Source organism: Candidatus Poribacteria bacterium (assembly GCA_021162805.1).
In the GTDB taxonomy this organism is placed as follows: domain Bacteria; phylum Poribacteria; class WGA-4E; order B28-G17; family B28-G17; genus JAGGXZ01.
Genome location: JAGGXZ010000051.1, coordinates 1 through 17158 on the forward strand (window position 1 = coordinate 1; position 17158 = coordinate 17158).

General features: G+C 51.2%; 14 protein-coding genes and 1 riboswitch. Of the genes, 13 read left to right on the plus strand and 1 reads right to left on the minus strand.

The window, feature by feature from the left end; translation table 11 throughout:
* Positions 1-209: 209 nt before the first annotated feature.
* Positions 210-406, plus strand: a riboswitch (cobalamin riboswitch).
* A 198-nt stretch (positions 407-604) separates the two neighbouring features.
* The 4 genes from J7M22_03720 to J7M22_03735 all read left to right on the plus strand — a co-directional run bounded on the left by J7M22_03720 (position 605) and on the right by J7M22_03735 (position 7189).
* Complete coding sequence (locus J7M22_03720; GenBank protein ID MCD6505714.1) at positions 605-3979, plus strand: ribonucleoside triphosphate reductase; 3375 nt, start codon at positions 605-607, stop codon at positions 3977-3979.
* Positions 3976-4644 carry an anaerobic ribonucleoside-triphosphate reductase activating protein gene (locus J7M22_03725; GenBank protein ID MCD6505715.1) on the plus strand — a complete coding sequence of 223 codons (669 nt, stop codon included), beginning with the start codon at positions 3976-3978 and terminating at the stop codon, positions 4642-4644. Before J7M22_03720 ends, J7M22_03725 begins: the two co-directional genes overlap by 4 nt.
* Positions 4641-5675, plus strand: coding sequence for a hypothetical protein (locus J7M22_03730; protein ID MCD6505716.1), 1035 nt, complete (start codon positions 4641-4643; stop codon positions 5673-5675). The genes J7M22_03725 and J7M22_03730 overlap by 4 nt, the downstream gene beginning before the upstream one ends.
* Before the next feature lie 767 nt (positions 5676-6442).
* Positions 6443-7189 carry an Mrp/NBP35 family ATP-binding protein gene (locus J7M22_03735; protein ID MCD6505717.1) on the plus strand — a complete coding sequence of 249 codons (747 nt, stop codon included), beginning with the start codon at positions 6443-6445 and terminating at the stop codon, positions 7187-7189.
* A 7-nt stretch (positions 7190-7196) separates the two neighbouring features.
* On the opposite strand, the gene J7M22_03740 is transcribed toward J7M22_03735, so the two are convergent.
* Positions 7197-9995: a hypothetical protein gene (locus tag J7M22_03740; GenBank protein ID MCD6505718.1), complete on the minus strand. Its 2799-nt coding sequence runs from the start codon at positions 9993-9995 to the stop codon at positions 7197-7199.
* 922 nt (positions 9996-10917) lie between these two features.
* Here J7M22_03740 and J7M22_03745 point away from each other — a divergent pair.
* The 9 genes from J7M22_03745 to J7M22_03785 all read left to right on the plus strand — a co-directional run bounded on the left by J7M22_03745 (position 10918) and on the right by J7M22_03785 (position 17156).
* Entirely contained in the window at positions 10918-12072 is a 1155-nt protein-coding gene (locus tag J7M22_03745) for a glycosyltransferase family 4 protein (GenBank protein MCD6505719.1), read from the plus strand.
* Positions 12062-12310, plus strand: coding sequence for a hypothetical protein (locus J7M22_03750; GenBank protein MCD6505720.1), 249 nt, complete (start codon positions 12062-12064; stop codon positions 12308-12310). Before J7M22_03745 ends, J7M22_03750 begins: the two co-directional genes overlap by 11 nt.
* A 57-nt stretch (positions 12311-12367) precedes the next feature.
* Positions 12368-12556, plus strand: coding sequence for a hypothetical protein (locus tag J7M22_03755; GenBank protein ID MCD6505721.1), 189 nt, complete (start codon positions 12368-12370; stop codon positions 12554-12556).
* 17 nt (positions 12557-12573) lie between these two features.
* Positions 12574-12903, plus strand: a complete 330-nt coding sequence (locus tag J7M22_03760; protein MCD6505722.1) for a hypothetical protein — start codon at positions 12574-12576, stop codon at positions 12901-12903.
* A 61-nt stretch (positions 12904-12964) separates the two neighbouring features.
* Positions 12965-13585 carry a hypothetical protein gene (locus J7M22_03765; protein MCD6505723.1) on the plus strand — a complete coding sequence of 207 codons (621 nt, stop codon included), beginning with the start codon at positions 12965-12967 and terminating at the stop codon, positions 13583-13585.
* 1 nt (position 13586) lies between these two features.
* On the plus strand, positions 13587-13880 hold the full coding sequence (locus J7M22_03770; protein MCD6505724.1) for a hypothetical protein: 294 nt from the start codon (positions 13587-13589) through the stop codon (positions 13878-13880).
* A gap of 79 nt (positions 13881-13959) precedes the next feature.
* The gene (locus J7M22_03775; protein MCD6505725.1) at positions 13960-14172 is read left to right on the plus strand and encodes a twin-arginine translocase TatA/TatE family subunit; all 213 of its coding nucleotides are present in this window, start codon (positions 13960-13962) and stop codon (positions 14170-14172) included.
* On the plus strand, positions 14135-15505 hold the full coding sequence (locus J7M22_03780) for a PqqD family peptide modification chaperone (protein MCD6505726.1): 1371 nt from the start codon (positions 14135-14137) through the stop codon (positions 15503-15505). The genes J7M22_03775 and J7M22_03780 overlap by 38 nt, the downstream gene beginning before the upstream one ends.
* Positions 15506-15902: 397 nt before the next feature.
* Complete coding sequence (locus tag J7M22_03785) at positions 15903-17156, plus strand: MFS transporter (GenBank protein MCD6505727.1); 1254 nt, start codon at positions 15903-15905, stop codon at positions 17154-17156.
* Positions 17157-17158: the final 2 nt, after the last annotated feature.

Consider the following 17158-nt stretch of genomic DNA (forward strand, 5'->3'; position numbering starts at 1 on the left):
AAGGCTTAGATGGCATAAGTGATTCAGAGGAAATTCGCGCTCTAATCTATCGCGAATTTGCTCAAAAACCCTTATGCTGCCTAGATTTTCCTCATCTCACGCCCCATGAACTTTTGAGAAGTCCTGGGAGATACGTATGCACTATCTATTTGCCTTTCCCCCATCGGATATGGTATACTATATTTTCGATCGCTGAAGGTTTGGAATATAGAGAACGCTCAGGCGCAGGTGCCGGGTGAGGTTTCGACCCGGAGAATAGGGAAGAGCGGTGAGATTCCGCCACGGCCCCGCCACTGTGATCGGCGTTAACCTCCTTCCATGAGGCCACTGGCGGTCCTAAGGTCGCTGGGAAGGCGGGAGGAGGTTGCCGTAAGTCAGGAGACCTGCCTGCGTCGGTGGCTCTCACGGCTTTCGAGGGAAGGCTGTGAGGGGATAGATCTTATTCTCCGGCACTTTCCTCTGGAAGGTCGGGGATCTTTTTTGTCTTCCCTGTTCTCTTTCTCGCCTGAGCGGTGGAAAGGTTTGGTGTAGCACATCCTTGTGGTAAACCCCGAATCTAGGGGTTTAATGCCTGGAATCTAAGGTCATTTCAGAGGTAGGCGATATGGCTGTCGAAAAAATCATCAAGAGGGACGGTAGGGTCGTCAACTTCGATATCTCCAGGATCGCCAACGCCATCTTTAAGGCCGCGAGGGCGGTCGGAGGGGAGGATTACGATCTCGCCTGTCATCTGGCTCGCCAGGTCGTATCGATCCTGGAGGAGAAGCTCAAACCCGGTGAGATACCAACCGTCGAGCAGGTCCAGGATGTGGTCGAAAAGGTTCTGGTCGAAAACGGTCACTATAAAACCGCTAAAGCCTATATCCTCTACAGAAGACAACACGAGGAGATAAGGAAGGTCAGGGAGCTCTTCTCAAATATCGAGCTGATAGACAACTACATCGATAGGGCTGACTGGCGCGTAAGGGAGAACTCGAACATGACTTACTCGCTGCAGGGACTGAACTTCCACGTCTCCTCCGTCATCGCCTCTCAGTATTGGCTTGAGAGGATCTATCCGCCGGAGATAAGGGAGGCCCACCTCAGCGGCGACCTGCATATCCATGACCTTGGAATACTTGGGCCATACACCTATTATGGACATGAGGTGGTGGTCGCCAAAATCCATGGCGAGGTTAAACTTCTCTCCTTCAAGCAGCTCTACGATATGATCCCGAAGCCTCCTCTCCCCCTTAATGAAGCCGATAGGGCATACGTGAAATATCCCAAGGATGATCTATATGTGCTCGACAAAGGGGGATGGACCAAAGTTTTACGGGTTGTCAGCAAGAGGAAGGATCGCTCCATGCGCTTTATCAAAAACCGTGGAGGGCGGAGTGTAATAGTGACCGATAACCATCCAATGATAACAGAAAGGGGTGAAAAGCGAGCATTAGATGTGGGCTATAATGATAAGCTGTTTACCGTAGACCTCACCCGTCTGCTATCACATGAGGACCTCTTCTCGATTAAAACCTTAGATCTTCTCTCGTTGATCCGGGAACACAATTGGGAGGGCGATAAGGTCTACTTTAATGGCGTTCCGATCGAGGAGATAGATGAAGATACTTCTCAGGATGGGATACTCCATACTTTGACTTTCTCCGCTCCCCGTTATATCAACCTCACGGAGAAATTCGGTTATTTCGTCGGTTTCGCCATTGCTGAGGGTTTCCTCTCATATGACGTCGGAAGCTCGGAGAGAATCACCATCTCACAGGTGGAAAGAGAACCTCTACTTCGAGCCAACCAAGGACTGCTGGAGAACAGGATCTTCGGCTGTATCACGAAACGGAATGACGGAAGATATGAACTGTGCGTTAAAAATCCCTTCCTCAGATTCCTTTTCGACAGGATCTTCCTGATCCAACCGAAGTCCCGCTATAAAACCCTTCCAGCGGACATATTGCGATATGCTTTGCCTTTTGTTAAGGGGGTTATAGGAGGTCTGATAGACGGTGATGGAAGTATTAATACCTGTAACACGACCCTCTCTGTACGAACTTCCTCTAGAACTCTCCTGGAACAGATGTCCGTAGTGATGGAACTTTTAGGCTTTGTCCCGCGCGATCGCGCCGTTGAAGGGCAAGGGAACACCAGAATATATAAAGGGGGGGAGATAATACAGCGGTATCCTTTATATGGGGTTTCCTTTAGGAAGATCGATGTGGATTTGCCGTCAGAGAAATATAGGAAGGCCGGATTGTCAATGAAGGCTTGGCATGATGAAGATAAGGATGAATGGCATAAAGTGATAAACAACGATCCTGTGGAGATACCCGATGATATGATTTACGACATAACCACGGAAAGCGGTACACTTGTCGTGAACGGCATGTGGAATCACAACTGCGTCGGATGGGATCTTCGGGATCTCCTGCTTTCGGGGTTCAAGGGCGTTAGGGGCAAGATCAGCAGCAGCCCTCCCAAACACTTCCGCTCGGCCCTCGGACAGCTCGTCAACTTCCTCTATACGCTGCAGGGCGAGGCGGCGGGCGCCCAGGCCGTCTCCAACCTCGACACGCTCCTGGCTCCTTTCATCCGAATCGACAAGCTCGATTACAAAGCGGTAAAACAGGCGCTGCAGGAGTTTATCTTCAACCTCAATGTACCGACGCGCGTGGGTTTCCAGACTCCTTTCAGCAATTGCACCTTAGACCTGAAGGTTCCCGATTTCATGCGCGGAGAACCGGTTGTCGTGGGTGGAAAGGTTCTCGATACGACCTATGGTGAGTTCCAGGAGGAGGTCGACATATTCAACGAGGCCTTCGCTGAGGTGATGCTGGAGGGCGATGCTGATAAGCGCGCTTTCACCTTTCCCATACCCACCTACAACATCACACCGGATTTCGACTGGGAGAACCCACGACACGAGAAGATCTGGCGTATGACCGCTAAATACGGCATCCCTTATTTCAGCAACTTTATCAGCTCCGACATGAGCCCTGAGGACGTCCGCTCGATGTGCTGTCGACTCAGGATCGACAACCGCGAGCTTCGCAGACGAGGCGGAGGGCTGTTCGGCGCCAACCCGCTCACCGGCTCGATAGGCGTCGTCACCATCAACATGCCGAGACTGGGATATCTGTCACGGAACGAGGAGGAGTTCTTCAGCCGACTCGATCAACTGATGTATCTAGCTAAAGAAAGCTTGGAGATCAAAAGGGAGGTCCTAGAGAACCTCACCGAGAAGGGGCTCTATCCGTACTCGAGATTTTATCTCCGCGGGATCAGATCGGCCTTCGGTCAGTACTGGAAGAATCACTTCTCCACCATAGGACTGGTCGGGATGAACGAGTGCTGCCTGAACCTGTTCGGCAGGGATATCGGCACAGAGGTGGGGTGGAAGTTCGCCATCAAGGTCCTGGATCACATGCGCGAGAGGCTCTCACAGTTCCAAGAGGAGACGGGAAACATATACAATCTGGAGGCCACCCCTGCCGAGGGAGCCAGCTATCGGCTGGCCAGAATAGATAAGAAACGGTTCCCGGACATCATCGTGGCGAACGAGGAGATGGTCTCGAAGGGAGCCGAGCCGTATTACACGAATTCCTCTCAACTCCCTGTGGAATACACCGGGGATCTGTTTGAGGCTTTAAGGCTTCAGGAGCCGCTTCAAACGAGATATACCGGCGGGACGGTTTTTCACATATTTATCGGCGAAAAGCTTCCTCCGCCTGAGTCTATCGGAAGGCTCGTTCGCAAGATCTGCGAGAACTTCTCAATCCCATATTTCACGATCACACCGACCTTCAGCATCTGCCCGATTCATGGATATATCTTCGGCGAGCACCAGCTCTGTCCCAAATGCCTTGAGGATGGCAGAAAAACCGAGTGTGAGGTCTACTCGCGGATCGTGGGGTACCTCCGTCCCGTCGATCAGTGGAACGACGGCAAACAGGCCGAGTTCAAGATGAGGAGGTATTTTAAGCTGAGATGAAGATAGGAGGATTTCAGAGACAAAGCCTCATAGAGTTCCCCGGCATGATAAGCGCTGTGATCTTCACGATCGGATGTAACCTCAGATGTCCCTTCTGTCATAACTATAGGCTGATCGAGCCAAAGGGCGTAAGGGAGATCCCGGAGGAGATCGTGCTGGAGCACCTCTATCGCAACAGAAAACTTCTTGATGCCCTGGTCGTAAGCGGCGGGGAACCCACCCTTCAAATCGATTTGGACGAGTTCCTGAAAGAGGTTAAATCCATGGGATATGTGGTGAAGCTTGAAACTAATGGCACGAACCCGGATGTCCTCGATAGGTTGATCGGAGCCGGAAGGGTGGATTTCGTGGCGATGGATGCGAAGGCACCGTTTCGCTTCGAGAGATATAATGAGGCCGTCGGCGGAGTTCTAACGCCGAAACTTTTTGAGAGGATATTGAGCTCCGTCTCGATCCTGCGAAAAAGCGGGATCGAACGGGAGTTCAGAACTACGCTTGTGCCCGGCCTGATCTCGGAGTCCGATATCGAGGAGATCAGGTGTTTCCTCGGGAGGGAGAAGCACATAACACAGGAATATCGATCGGTAGAGCGCGGGGCGTTAAGCGTAATGCGCTCTACGCGTCAGGCAATACACACTACGCGAAATGGGGAGCTTGAAAGATGAGAAGGCTCATCGCGTTTTTGCTCCTCCCGCTTATGCTGATGATATGGGGATGCGGGGAGGAGACGACCCAAGGACCGCAGGAGCAGGGTGCTAAAGCCTATATCCTCAACACCATCGCCTCGAGCATCTCGGTCTATGACATCCAGACAGGGACGCTCAACAAAGACGTGTTTCAGGTAGGTCAGGCGCCAAACGACATCAAAGTGCTGGATGGTATCGCTTATGTGGTCAACACGATGGACAACTCAATCCAGATGATAGACTTGAAGGCTCAGGCCGATGTGGGATTGATAGACGTCGGAGATGCGACTGCTCCTGAAAAGCTGGCCTTTGCCGATAATAACAAGGCATATGTCACATCAAACTGGACCAATTCCGTTAAGGTCGTGGATCTGTCGATCAAGCAGGTAGTCGGTTCGGTGGAGGTCGGTTCGATGCCATGGGGAGTGGTCGTTTCAGGCGATAAGGCCTTCGTATGCAACTCCGCCGCTGTGTGGGACCCTCAAAAACAGCAGACGACATACGGCCCTGGAACCGTATCGGTGATAGACACCACCAAGGATGAGGAGATCGGCACTGTGGACGTGGGATTGAATCCGACTGAGGTCATGCTTGACGCCAAGGGCAACGTCGTGGTCCTATGCACGGGCAATTATGCCGACGTGACCGGTGCACTTTACCTGATAGATCCCTCCACCGGCACGGTCAAAACGAGCGTTGAGCTGGGAACCACGCCCGGGGGAATTGCTTTGGCGCCTAACGGCTTGATCTACGTCACATCGCCTCAAGGACTTCTGGCCTTTGAGAGCGGCACTCTAAACCCTGTTCACGATCTAAGCTCGCCGCTTGAGGAGTTCAAGGGAGGAGCCGGATTGGCATTTGACCTTGAGGGCAATGGGTATATCTGCGTGCCATCCTGGTCGTCGCCCGACGGCAAGGACAAACTACTGGTGATGGATAAAGATGAGAAATTGGTCAAAAGCATCGAGTTAGGTGAAGGACTAGGTGCCTCCCTAGTGGCGATATATTGACTTCCGCTCATATTACCGGGGGGAGCAAGAGAACGGGGAAATCCGCCCATGTTCTCCTGTTCCCCATCCTCCAACGGGCTTACCCCGTGAGAGCTAAGGTTTTTCTCTAGCTCCTCTCGAACTTAAAAAGGGCTAGATACTCCTGCGAGAAGCGAGTTCTCTTTTTCATGTGGACCTCTTCCAGGAAACAACCTTTCCTTCTCCTTGCATCTTCTATATCCTTATAACTCGTTCAGATAAACCTCCTCTTTCAGAGTCTCTGCCAGCCTTCCAGCATAGCCGCCCTGCTGAGGATTCCCCTTGGATGCCAGACCTTCCTGAAGGATATCCGCTTAAAGCCTTCATCAGAGCTGAGGTGATATCCGCCGTCTCTTCATGGCTTTGATTTGCCGGGAGATGTTTGCTCAGTGCCGGTGGGCGTGGGGGAAGTTCCATTATCTCTCTAACCTCCTCCCATCTGTTCACCGCCCAAAGCCACATCCCTCTTAGCGATCTCTCACCGCAGACTGATGCTAGGATAAGCAGTGATAATATCTTGTTAAGCGGTAGTCGGTTATTTTGGACAGCCTGGCGAATAAGGTATTGGGATGGACATATCGGCCCGCCACGAGCATCTTTCTCACCTCCTTCCTGGTGGTCTTTGTGATAGTATACTAAATCATACAATCATTGAAAGGCCCTGCCTCAGAAATTCAGAAATCTCCCGGTTGCATTTCCAGAGGAGATTAAGGTAAAATAATTTGAGACGATATCTCAGGAGGATAAGCATGTTCAAGCTGGCGGTTCTCAGCGGCAAGGGAGGGGTTGGGAAAACCACTGTGGCTGTAAATCTCGCCCGTGCCCTCGCTCAGAAGGAGGAGGTGGGGCTATTGGATGCCGATATAAGCGGGCCGAACGCACCTAAAATGCTAGGGGTGTCGGGAGCGCTCAGGCTTTCCGAGGAGGGAAGGATGATCCCCATTCAGGTCGGCCGAATAAAACTCGTGTCGATGAGCTTCGTGCTACCGGATGAGGATACACCTGTGATATGGCGCGGGCCGCTTAAAAGCAAGGCCATAAATCAATTCTTCACCGATACGGACTGGGGAGATATCAGGTATCTGGTGATAGACCTGCCACCTGGAACGGGAGATGAAGCACTATCGGTCGCACAGTCGATGGAAGGGATAGATGGGGCGATTATCGTGACCACACCACAGGATGTGGCGCTTCTGGATTCGCGCAAGGCGGTTAACTTCGCCAGAAAACTGAACATGCCTGTCGTAGGGATTGTGGAAAACATGAGCGGTCTGATATGTCCTCACTGTGGCAATAGGATAGATCTTTTCAAGGTTGGAGGCGGTGAAAGGGCTGCTGAAGAGATGGGGGTCGATTTCCTCGGAAGGATCCCGATCGATCCGAAGATAGTCGAGCTTTCGGACGAAGGCCTTTCGCCTTTCGATAAAGCTCCCGACTCACCAGCCGTCCGGGCTTTCATCGAGATAGCTCGGAGATGCGAGGAGTTTCTCGGTTAAAGCGGTCTCATCTGTGCAATAGGATCGTGCCGTTCTCCCCCACAGCCCAGATCCGCTTGCCGTCCGTCCACAGGTGGTGCAGGTTCGATGGGGTGCCGGATTCCTCCCTGCGCCACCTTCCCCCCCCGTTTTCGGTGCTGAGTATCACGCCTTTATCTCCGGCCACCCAACCGTTGTTATGATCGAGGAACAGGACGGTGCGCAGTTTCACCCTTACTCCGCTTCGCTGCCCTTCCCAGCTTTTACCTCCGTTTTCGGTGTGTAGTATCAACCCGTAATCTCCGACCGCCCAGCCGTAATCCGGATCGGTGAAGAAAACCCCGTATAGGTCGATGCCCGTGCCGCTCTCCTGGCTCAGCCATACCCTGCCGTCGTTGATCGTCTTGAGCACGGTTCCGCCTCCGCCGACTATCCAGCCGCGCCGGTTATCCAGGAAGAAGAGGCCGTTCAGGTTCCATCCGCTTTCCGATCCTTGCCCCGTCCACCGCGGCCCGCCGTCCACGTTATGGATTATCCCGCCGGCCTCCCCGACCGCCCATCCCTCACTTGAGAGGGGGAAGAAAGCCCTGTTCAGCCTATAGGGAACGCGGATCGGCCTTGCTTCCTCATCATAGGCCATCCTGTAAGGTTTATGCCTCTCATTTTGAACCTGCCAGCTCACCCCGCCATCGGTCGTGGTAAGATAGGTTCCGTCTTCAGCTATGGCGAATCCGATTTCCCGGGAGATGAAGTGAAATCCCACTAGCGGATAACCCACTCTATGGCTTCCCCAACTTCTGCCGCCGTTATTGGTGCGCAGTATGGTCCCATCATCGCCGATCGCCCATCCGTGTTGTTCGTCCACGAACTCTATTGCCAGCAGATCCGGCCCTCCCTCATGGACGATCTTCCACATTCCGCTGACGGTCTCGATAGGGCTTTCCTGACGTGTATCCCAGGGTTTCTCAGGTATCTTGACGGTCAGATCGGGATTGGAGTACCGTATGATACTTCCGTTTTCACCGGAGATTACGAGGCTATTCTCGCCGGGTGTCACGTCAAGCAGATCCTCATCCGTTCCGCTTTTATATCGCATCCAGGTGCGACCGCCGTCGAGGGTGAAGATGATAGTTCCCCTATCGCCGACGGCGATGCCGGCCAGTCGGTTGACGAAATAGACCTTATTGAGATCATTCCGCGTTCCGCTTCTCTGTCTAAGCCATGTCTTGCCCCCATCCTCGGTGTGGAGGATGGTTCCGTACTGCCCAGCGATCCAGCCGAATTTATCGTCCACGAAATACACGCTCTTCAGCTCGCAATATACCCCGCTCCGTTGTTTCTCCCATGTCATACCGCCGTCCCGCGTGTGAAGTATGACGCCCGGCCAACCGACGACCCAGCCCTCATATCTGTCTATGAAGTAGAGGCTTCTGAGGGATTCCCATCTGAACGATCGAAGGGGATACCAGTTTTTGCCGCCGTCCTCCGTGTGGAAGATCCCGCCCAGCTCTCCTATGGCCCAGCCGGTTTTATCGTTGATAAACTGAACGTCATGTAGGCCCATCCAATCGTTGAATTTCTGTACCTGCCAGGTTTCCCCTCCGTCCTCGGTATGCAGTATAGTTCCCGCGTCCCCCACAGCCCATGCTTTCCTGGCGTCAAGCATCTCCAGGGCATCGAAACCGCTGACCATCCCCGCCGGGTTCTGCCTTCTCCAAGTTTTGCCGCCGTCTTCCGTTCGGAAGATCATTCCCCTTCTTCCCACCGCCCATCCTTTACCTCCGGGGGAGATCCTGACTCCTGAAAGCGGGGCGGAGAACTCTGTCCCTCCCGTCTTGGCGTTTTCCGCTCCCTTACTGCTTATCGTCACCCAGGTTTTACCTCCATCTTCCGTTCGCAGGATAGTGCTATGGATTCCGACGGCTATGATGGTTCGTTTATCTATCATCCATACCCCTCTCAGATCGTTCATGGGGCCGGGATGATGGAGCTTCCACGTTTTCCCGCCGTCCTCTGTGCTGCAGAGATAACCCCCATCGGCGGCGAGCCATCCGGTTTTGGAATTGATGAAATGCAGGTCGTTTATGGTCCATCTGTGATGACTGCCGGGCATCCTAGGCAGGTTCGTTTCCTGCGGTTGCCATGTTTTACCGCCATCGGAGGTGTGAAACATCGTGGCATCGATCCCCGCCGCCCATCCGTGATCCGAATCCGTGAAGAAGATCGCCCTCAACTGCTGGGCTGTGAGTCCCTTATCATATCCCTCCCACCTCTTGCCACCGTCGCTTGTGTGAAGCACCCTGCCGAAATCACCGGAGGCCCATCCTTCCCTCGGCGAGATGAAGTGAACATCATAAAGCGGAAACCCCGTGCCTTGAGCCTGCTTCTCCCAGCTTTTTCCGCCGTCCGGGGTATGGATTATGTGGGTTTCACTCACGATCCACCCCCGTTTGGCATCGGGGAAGGCCAATCCGGTATATGTGGCATCTCCGATCTTCTGAAAATGCCATGCCCGGCCGGAACTATCGGTTTTAAGCACCGTTCCCCAACTTCCCGCAACCCATCCCCTCTTAGGACTTGGGAAGGCCACAGCCATAAGATCTTTATCCGTTCCGCTCTCCTGTTTTGTCCAGGTCTTACCCCCGTCATGGCTCACCAATATGAGCCCGTTCGTGCCGACAATCCATCCGTTTCTTGAATCGGAGAAATAGACATCCTGAAAATCGCTCACCCATTCAGGTTTCCTCAGCATCTCCTTTTTAGCGCATCCTATAAGAAGCGATAATATCAGCAAGGTCGAACACATGATTCCGATTCTCATTTTCATAACCTTACCTCCCTAAACTTAAATTCAAGCCACCTTACAGGCCGGGGAGTGACGGATTTTCCGACAAATGACTTACAAGATTTGACGGACTCAGGCATCGAACAGTTTAAGGATAGTGGAATATAAGTTAGGTGTCAAGCTTTTGGCTTCCAACACAGGACTTCTCAAAAGTTCATGGAGCGTAAGATGAGGAAAATCTAGGCAGCATAAGGGTTTTTGAGCAAATTCGCGACAGATTAGAGCACGAATTTCCTCTGAATCACTTATGCCATCTAAGCCTTTCCCCATCTACATTCTTCAAAAGTTTTTGAGAAGTCCTGGGAGGGTAGATCCTCCACTTGACAAGGGGGGAGTGATATGCTATTTTTTATATTACTGAGGACAAATTAGATCTGATCTTATGGAAGCTTGATAGCCTATACCAGTTAAGGGGTAACTGGTATTGTCTCCATTAGGGGCTTTTCTAAATGTGACGTCTTCATCGATATACGGGGCGAATATCGCCAATAATAGATTTTTGAAAGCCCTTCTGAAACATAGTTCCCTCGGTGAGGTTCACCTATTTTACGATTCGCTCTCCCTGACGAAGGCTGAAAAAGAGATCAAGGAGCTTATCAAGGTAGATAGAGAAGGGTTTAAGTTAATCTCTAAGAATATCACCTCCCTTCCGATTCTCATGAAAGATATCGATTATCTCGCTTTTCACTCTGGTAATCCGTTTTTAGGAAAACTTTCCTCCTTAGCAAGGGGATCAGCTATCCCGTTGACCGGAACTGCCCATACGATAAGTTACCATTTTGTCCTTAACGACCTAATGTTCAACGTTCTAAACGCTCGACCTTTCGATTCGATTATATGTACGAGCTCATCTCAGAAGAAGGCCTTACAGGAGCTCCTGGAGTTCATATCGGAAAGACTCACCATGTTGGGAATTGAAGCTCGATATGAAGGGAGATTGGATCTTATCCCTCTTGGCGTTGACACATCGCTTTATCGACCTAGGGATAAATCCGATGCAAGGACTCAAATCGAGTTGCCTCAGGATAAGCTTATAATCCTTTGGGTTGGGAGGTTTTCCGCTTATGATAAGGCAGATCTCTTCCCCCTTCTGATCGTCTTTAAAAAGGTTGCAGAAAAACATCCGGATACGGTCTTGGTCCTCGCTGGAGATGACAAACACAGATATGGTGCCAAGGTCAAGACACTCGCCGGTGAGCTCGGTGTAGCCGACAAAGTTATCTTCAAGCTGAACCCATCTATGACAAGCCTGCTTCTCCTCTATTCCGCCAGCGACGTGTTCATCGCACCGAGCGATAGTATCCAGGAGAGTTTCGGCCTTGTGGTAATAGAGGCGATGGCCTCTGGACTTCCGGTGGTGGTTTCGGATTGGAACGGATATAAGGAGCTGGTGATTCACGGCGAGACCGGTTTCAAAGTTCCAACGTATTGGGCGAGATGTGATAGAATGATATCTCCCGTCGCTCCACTCACATCGTGGCTCATTAATCATCTGTACCTCGGTCAATCGGTGTGCGTGGATCTGGGGAGGATGGAGGAATATCTGCTAGCGCTCGTTGAGAATCCAGATCTCAGATCAAGGATGGGTGAGAAAGCCAGGGAACACGTTGTGACAAACTACGATTGGAAAGGGGTTGTAAAGCGATATGAGGAGCTGTGGATGGAGTTGAAAGGGGAGGCCAAACGAAGGGGGAGAGAGATTAAAAGGGTGCTATCGTTTGAACCCCAGTATTTCAGGGTTTTTAACCATTATCCCACAGAGGTTCTGGATGAGGAGAGCGAGATAAAGCTGACCGAAAGCGGTAAGGAGCTTCTCAGAGGGGAATCCAAAACTGTTGAATTCTACGCTGAGATGAAAGCTCTGCTTGATCCGGGTGTGATGGAAGAAGTGGTAACTAAGCTCGGTGAGATCGATAGATGGGTGAGGATTGGAGAGATAGCGGATATGATAAAGGAAACCCATGGTGTTCCATCGGAGATCGTAATTTTTCAGATAATGTGGATGATGAAATATGGAGTTTTAGAAACCAAAAAGGAGGTGAATCAAGATGGGAGCTGAAAAGGGAGGAAGGAGGGATTTCCTGAAGAAGATCCCCCTATTTGGAGCAGGATTAGCCTTGGGGCTCTCCGCTCTGGCTGAGACAGACGAGACGCCGAAAGCTAGAAAGATTGCTGGCTGGGATGTTAAACCATTAACTATCTGTAACTATGGAGGTGGGATCTGTAACCAAGGAGTGGTAGCTTGCAATATTGGAGATTGTAACGATGGAAGCATAACATGTAACACTGGAGAGTGAAGATTTCCGAAATGATTTATTAAGCGAGGCTGGAAGTCTTAAGGAGGGCTTAGGCTTATGATAGATATAAGAAGACATGATCAAGAATTGCAAAGGGAAACGATGAGAATGATAAAAGAGCATCTTTCGCAAAGATCAAGAAAGAAGAGGATAAATCCCGATCAAAAGATATACAGAAGGGTAAAAGAGATGGTGAAAAAACACTGTAAAGAAAGATCAGAGGGGATAGATCTGGATGAGAGTTGAAAATGGGAGTGGGCAAAATGGAAAAGAAAATAGTTAGTTCCGGTCAAATCCTAGCTTCAGCCGATTGGGTTAGTAAGGATATCCCCGGAGGAGAAGACAATAAAGAAAAGGTTAAGGGGATTGGAAGGAGGGATTTCCTGAAGAAGATCCCCCTATTTGGAGCAGGATTAGCCTTGGGGCTCTCCGCTCTGGCTGAGACAGACGAGACGCCGAAAGCGAGGAAGCTTGCGGGTGAAAGGGTGGAGCCTCAAGCAGTCGTTTGCAATGCGGGGACCTGTAATTCAGGATACTACGATCCTCGATACAGAATCGTATGTAATGCAGGTACCTGTAATGCCGGGTACTGAACAAAGAATAGGGGCCTGAATACAAGTTCAGGCCCCTTGTCTTAAAAAGGAGGGAGGGAAGATGAAGAACATTTTTATCCTCTTTTTGGTTGGGTGTTTAGCCCAGATCCCTATACCCAACCGAGCTGATGTAGATGTGAAGGAACTGAGGAACAGGACAGTTGACCTCAACCAGATATTAAAGGATCTGGAGAAAGGGAAGAGCCTTGGTCAACTGTTAAAGGATCTGGAGAAAGAAGGAAAGGTAGTTGGCACCGTCAATCTGAAGGAAGGGAAGATAATCATCTTCAACCCGATACTGGAAGCTTTAGAGGAATTGGAAAGAGAAGGGAAAATTGGCCCCGGTCAAATATTGCAAGGATTAAAGGAATTGGAAGAAAAGGGAATACTTGGCTCGGAACTTGGCTTGGAAGTCTCACAAAAGATCTCACAAAAGATGTTTGAGCGGGTTATGAAAGAAGATGAGAAGCTCCGAAGGATAGATGAGAAGGTTCGGAGGACGCAGGAGTGGCTCGAGAAAGAATGGGAGAAGAATCGGAGGACGCAGGAGTGGCTCGAGAAAGAACGAGAGAAGATGAGGGAGACGCTGGAGTGGCTCGAGAAAGAACGAGAGAAGATGAGGGAGACACAGAGAGAGTTTTTGAAGTTCTATCCCCCCTACAAAGGGAAGGAGGTGAGGTAAGATGGAGGCTGAAGAAGCGGGAAGGAGAGAATTCCTAAAGAAGATACCTCTCTTCGGAGCGGGATTGGCTTTAGGACTTTCAGCGCTGGCCGATGCAGGTGAGGCGCCGAAAGCGAGAAAACTCGTCGGCGGAGATATTGAACCTGAAGCGATTTGCGCAACGGGAAGCTGCAATACGGGATTTGTTACCTATACGTGTAACACAGGTGATACTTCTAAGGATCCTCCAACATGTAATTCTGGCGCCAGATATGGCTCCGCCTGCGCCGTAGGCACTTGCAACGTGGGGAGTTGAAAAGAAAAACTGGGGAGATGAAGGTGCCCTCCTCGATCCTGGGGAGGGCGCTTAACTTAACAGTAAGGAGGTAAATTCAGTGGGAAGCATCGGATGGTCAGAGATAATGATTATCCTCTTCGCCGTGCTGATGTTATTTGGCACGAAAAAACTGCCTGAAGTGGGCAGATCCCTCGGTAAAGCGATAAAGGAGTTTAAAAGCGCTAGAGATGAGCTGATTGAGGATCTGAACTTCTCTGAAGAGGAGGAAGTAGATGAGACTGGAGAGAAATCCCGAGGTCATCCTGCTTGAGGAGGAGAACGGTGCTATACTCTATGATCCTCGATCTGAAAGCGCCTACGCTGTAAACAAAGCAGGTCTGATCCTGTGGAAGCTGTGCGATGGTTCCATCACAAGGGAGGAACTTGAAGAAGCCCTCGCCAAGAGGTTCGGCAAAGAGAGCGAGATGTTCAAGGACTCAATCGCTTTCCTCGACTTCCTCGCCCAGAACGGGTTGATCTCAGGTGAGACTCCTCCCAGGGAAGAAGGCGAACAACCCGAGCGAGAAGAAGGAATTCCCACCCTATCCTCCCTATACCTCTATATCACGGATAAATGTAACCTAGCCTGTCAACACTGTTGGGTCACCCCCACCTTCACCGATGAACCGGTCGAGGGGAGCGTAAGCTTGGAGGATTACAAACGTTTCATAGAACAAGCTGTCCCGCTCGGACTTTCAGGAGTGAAGATAACGGGAGGGGAACCGCTGCTGTGGAAAAGACTGCCTGAGTTGATCGAATTCCTGAGTTCCAAGAAGATCGGCATATCCATCGAGACCAATGGCACTCTCATAAACGAGGAGTTCGCAGATCTGTTCCGCTCAAACAACGTCCCTGTAAGCGTCAGCATAGATGCGGCTGAAGCTGAAATACACGACAGGTTCCGAGGTAGGAAAGGTGCCTTCAAAATGGCGCTTAAAGGTCTTAAAATCCTCATCGAGCGCAATCTGGAACCTCTGGTAATCATGGCTTTATACAAGGAGAACATGGATCAGATAGAGCAGCTTCTGAAGCTATGTTCAGAGCTGGGCGTTAAGCGGTTCAAGATAAACCCGGTGAATGAGCTCGGTCGAGGCAAGGACTTGGCCCGAAAAGGTCTGCTGCTCTCAAGAGATGAACTGATCGAGCTCCTTGAGAAATCCGAAGGGGAATGGCAGGATAAATACGGCATCAATGTGCTTTTCACATATCCATGTTCCCTTAAACCCGTTAGCTTCCTCATAAAAGGAGGTATTCCAATCTGTCCTTTTAAAAATTTGCTCTCCGTGCTTGCCGATGGGAGCATTACCTTCTGTGGTTTCGGTTACTCGGAGCCGAGATGGATCATGGGAAACATCAAAGATGTGGATTTGGAAAGCCTTTGGAGGGAGAACGATCTCCTTAGGGAAGCGCGGGAGAGCATACCCGATAAGCTCGAAGGCATCTGTAGCAAGTGCATCCTGAAAAACAGGTGTCAGGGAGGTTGCAGGGCGATGGCGATGGAGGTATACGGCTCCCTGACGGCGCCAGACCCAACTTGTCAGGCTTTCTACGATGCGGGTCAATTCCCAGAAACTCGCATGATCCCTCACCATACCCCTAAGTAATCCGGGTTCTCATTGAAAGGCAACTCTTTCCCCAGATGCTTTGCAATGTGATTAACGACGGGGAGCTTCACCAAAGATACCGGTTCAGGAAAGGTCAAGCCCTCTCCCAAAGCAACAGGTGACCACGGGGCTTTTCAATGATTTGGTATAATCAGGCGTGGTAGGGGCGCGCCCCTGTGCGTGCCCCCTAAACCCGGCAGGCACAAGGAGGAACGGCGAATGGCGAGTAGCGAGTGGTGATTCTCCCCTATTCGCTACTCGCCACTCGCTACTCGCTACAATTACAGCGCCGGCGAAAAGCGTTGAAAACCCCTGACCCTACCAGCTAGCATAAGGGGTTGAAGGTAGGCGGTGGATGATATATAATATGCGCACATATAACTCCGCGGGGTGTTCCATGGGAGGGATAAACAGGTGGACGTTGATGATCCCGCGCTTTTGCGCGTACGGATTCCTGAAGAACCTCCGCTTCTTCGAGGTATTCCTGATCCTTTTCCTGCGGCAAAAGGGGCTGAGCTTTTTGGAGATCGGCACGCTGATCGGCATTCGGGAGATGACAGCCATGATCCTGGAAGTTCCGACGGGAATCGTGGCCGATCTGATCGGAAGGCGTAAGGCGATGATCACGGCCTTCCTCTCCTATATATTCAGCTTCCTCTTCTACTACGCCGCTGGGAGTTTCCTATGGTTTCTGCCCGCCGTAATACTCTTCGGCATAGGGGATGCCCTGCGATCAGGCACGCATAAGGCGATGATACTGGAGTACCTGGATCTGCGCGGGCTTTCGGACAAAAAGGTGGAGGTGTACGGTCGAACCCGATCTTGGTCACAGATCGGCTCTGCCCTGAGCACGGTCATTGCGGCGGCATTGGTGTTCTACAAGGGAGATTATGGGATCGTCTTCCTGGCGAGCTTGATCCCATATGTCCTGGACCTTGGCCTGATGATCTCCTACCCAAGGGAGCTTGATGGGAAGAGATCAGGGCGTCTGTCGCTGAGGACGATATTCGATTTCACGATTCACTCCTTCAGGAACTGTTGGAGCGTAAAACCATTGCGTATTGCACTGCTTAACAGCTCCCTGGACAAGGGAATTTACAAGGTTGCCAAGGACTACCTGCAGCCTGTTCTGAAGGCCAGCTCGGTGGTGCTCCTGCCGTTTCTGGTGAGATTTTTCCCGGGGGCGACCGAACAACAGGCCACCGCAGTGGCGATCGGTATAGTCTATTCGATCCTCTATTTAGCCAACTCACAGGCCTCCCGCAGAGCATATGTGGTTCAGAGGTGGCTTGGCGGTTCAAAGAGCGCTTTGAATTGGACCTACTTCTCTCTCCTGCTCATATCATTCATGGCCTTCCTGGCGTTAAGGTTTGACCTTCGATACCTCGCCGTCCTGGCCTTCCTCATGCTGGCCTTCGTCGAGAACGCCCGCCGACCGATGCTGGTCTCATACCTGGGAGCGTTTATGGAGAGGAAACAACGGGCTACTGTTCTATCGGTGGAATCACAGCTGAGCGCACTTGCAGCCATGGTGGTGGGGCCGGTCATGGGATTCTTTGCCGATCATTTCGGAATATCCGGCGTATTTATAATCTCTATTTTGCTTTTCACCGTTCTGGGGATTCCTCTACGGATCAGGGAGGAGGGATGAAT

Coding starts and splice junctions, on each gene's coding strand:
- J7M22_03735 (MCD6505717.1), top strand. CDS start 6,443: ATGTTCAAGCTGGCGGTTCTCAGCGGCAAGGGAGGGGTTGGGAAAACC.
- J7M22_03745 (MCD6505719.1), top strand. CDS start 10,918: ATGTTGGGAATTGAAGCTCGATATGAAGGGAGATTGGATCTTATCCCT.
- J7M22_03765 (MCD6505723.1), top strand. CDS start 12,965: ATGAAGAACATTTTTATCCTCTTTTTGGTTGGGTGTTTAGCCCAGATC.
- J7M22_03750 (MCD6505720.1), top strand. CDS start 12,062: ATGGGAGCTGAAAAGGGAGGAAGGAGGGATTTCCTGAAGAAGATCCCC.
- J7M22_03725 (MCD6505715.1), top strand. CDS start 3,976: ATGAAGATAGGAGGATTTCAGAGACAAAGCCTCATAGAGTTCCCCGGC.
- J7M22_03785 (MCD6505727.1), top strand. CDS start 15,903: ATGGGAGGGATAAACAGGTGGACGTTGATGATCCCGCGCTTTTGCGCG.
- J7M22_03780 (MCD6505726.1), top strand. CDS start 14,135: ATGAGACTGGAGAGAAATCCCGAGGTCATCCTGCTTGAGGAGGAGAAC.
- J7M22_03740 (MCD6505718.1), bottom strand. CDS start 9,995: ATGAAAATGAGAATCGGAATCATGTGTTCGACCTTGCTGATATTATCG.
- J7M22_03720 (MCD6505714.1), top strand. CDS start 605: ATGGCTGTCGAAAAAATCATCAAGAGGGACGGTAGGGTCGTCAACTTC.
- J7M22_03760 (MCD6505722.1), top strand. CDS start 12,574: ATGGAAAAGAAAATAGTTAGTTCCGGTCAAATCCTAGCTTCAGCCGAT.
- J7M22_03770 (MCD6505724.1), top strand. CDS start 13,587: ATGGAGGCTGAAGAAGCGGGAAGGAGAGAATTCCTAAAGAAGATACCT.
- J7M22_03730 (MCD6505716.1), top strand. CDS start 4,641: ATGAGAAGGCTCATCGCGTTTTTGCTCCTCCCGCTTATGCTGATGATA.
- J7M22_03755 (MCD6505721.1), top strand. CDS start 12,368: ATGATAGATATAAGAAGACATGATCAAGAATTGCAAAGGGAAACGATG.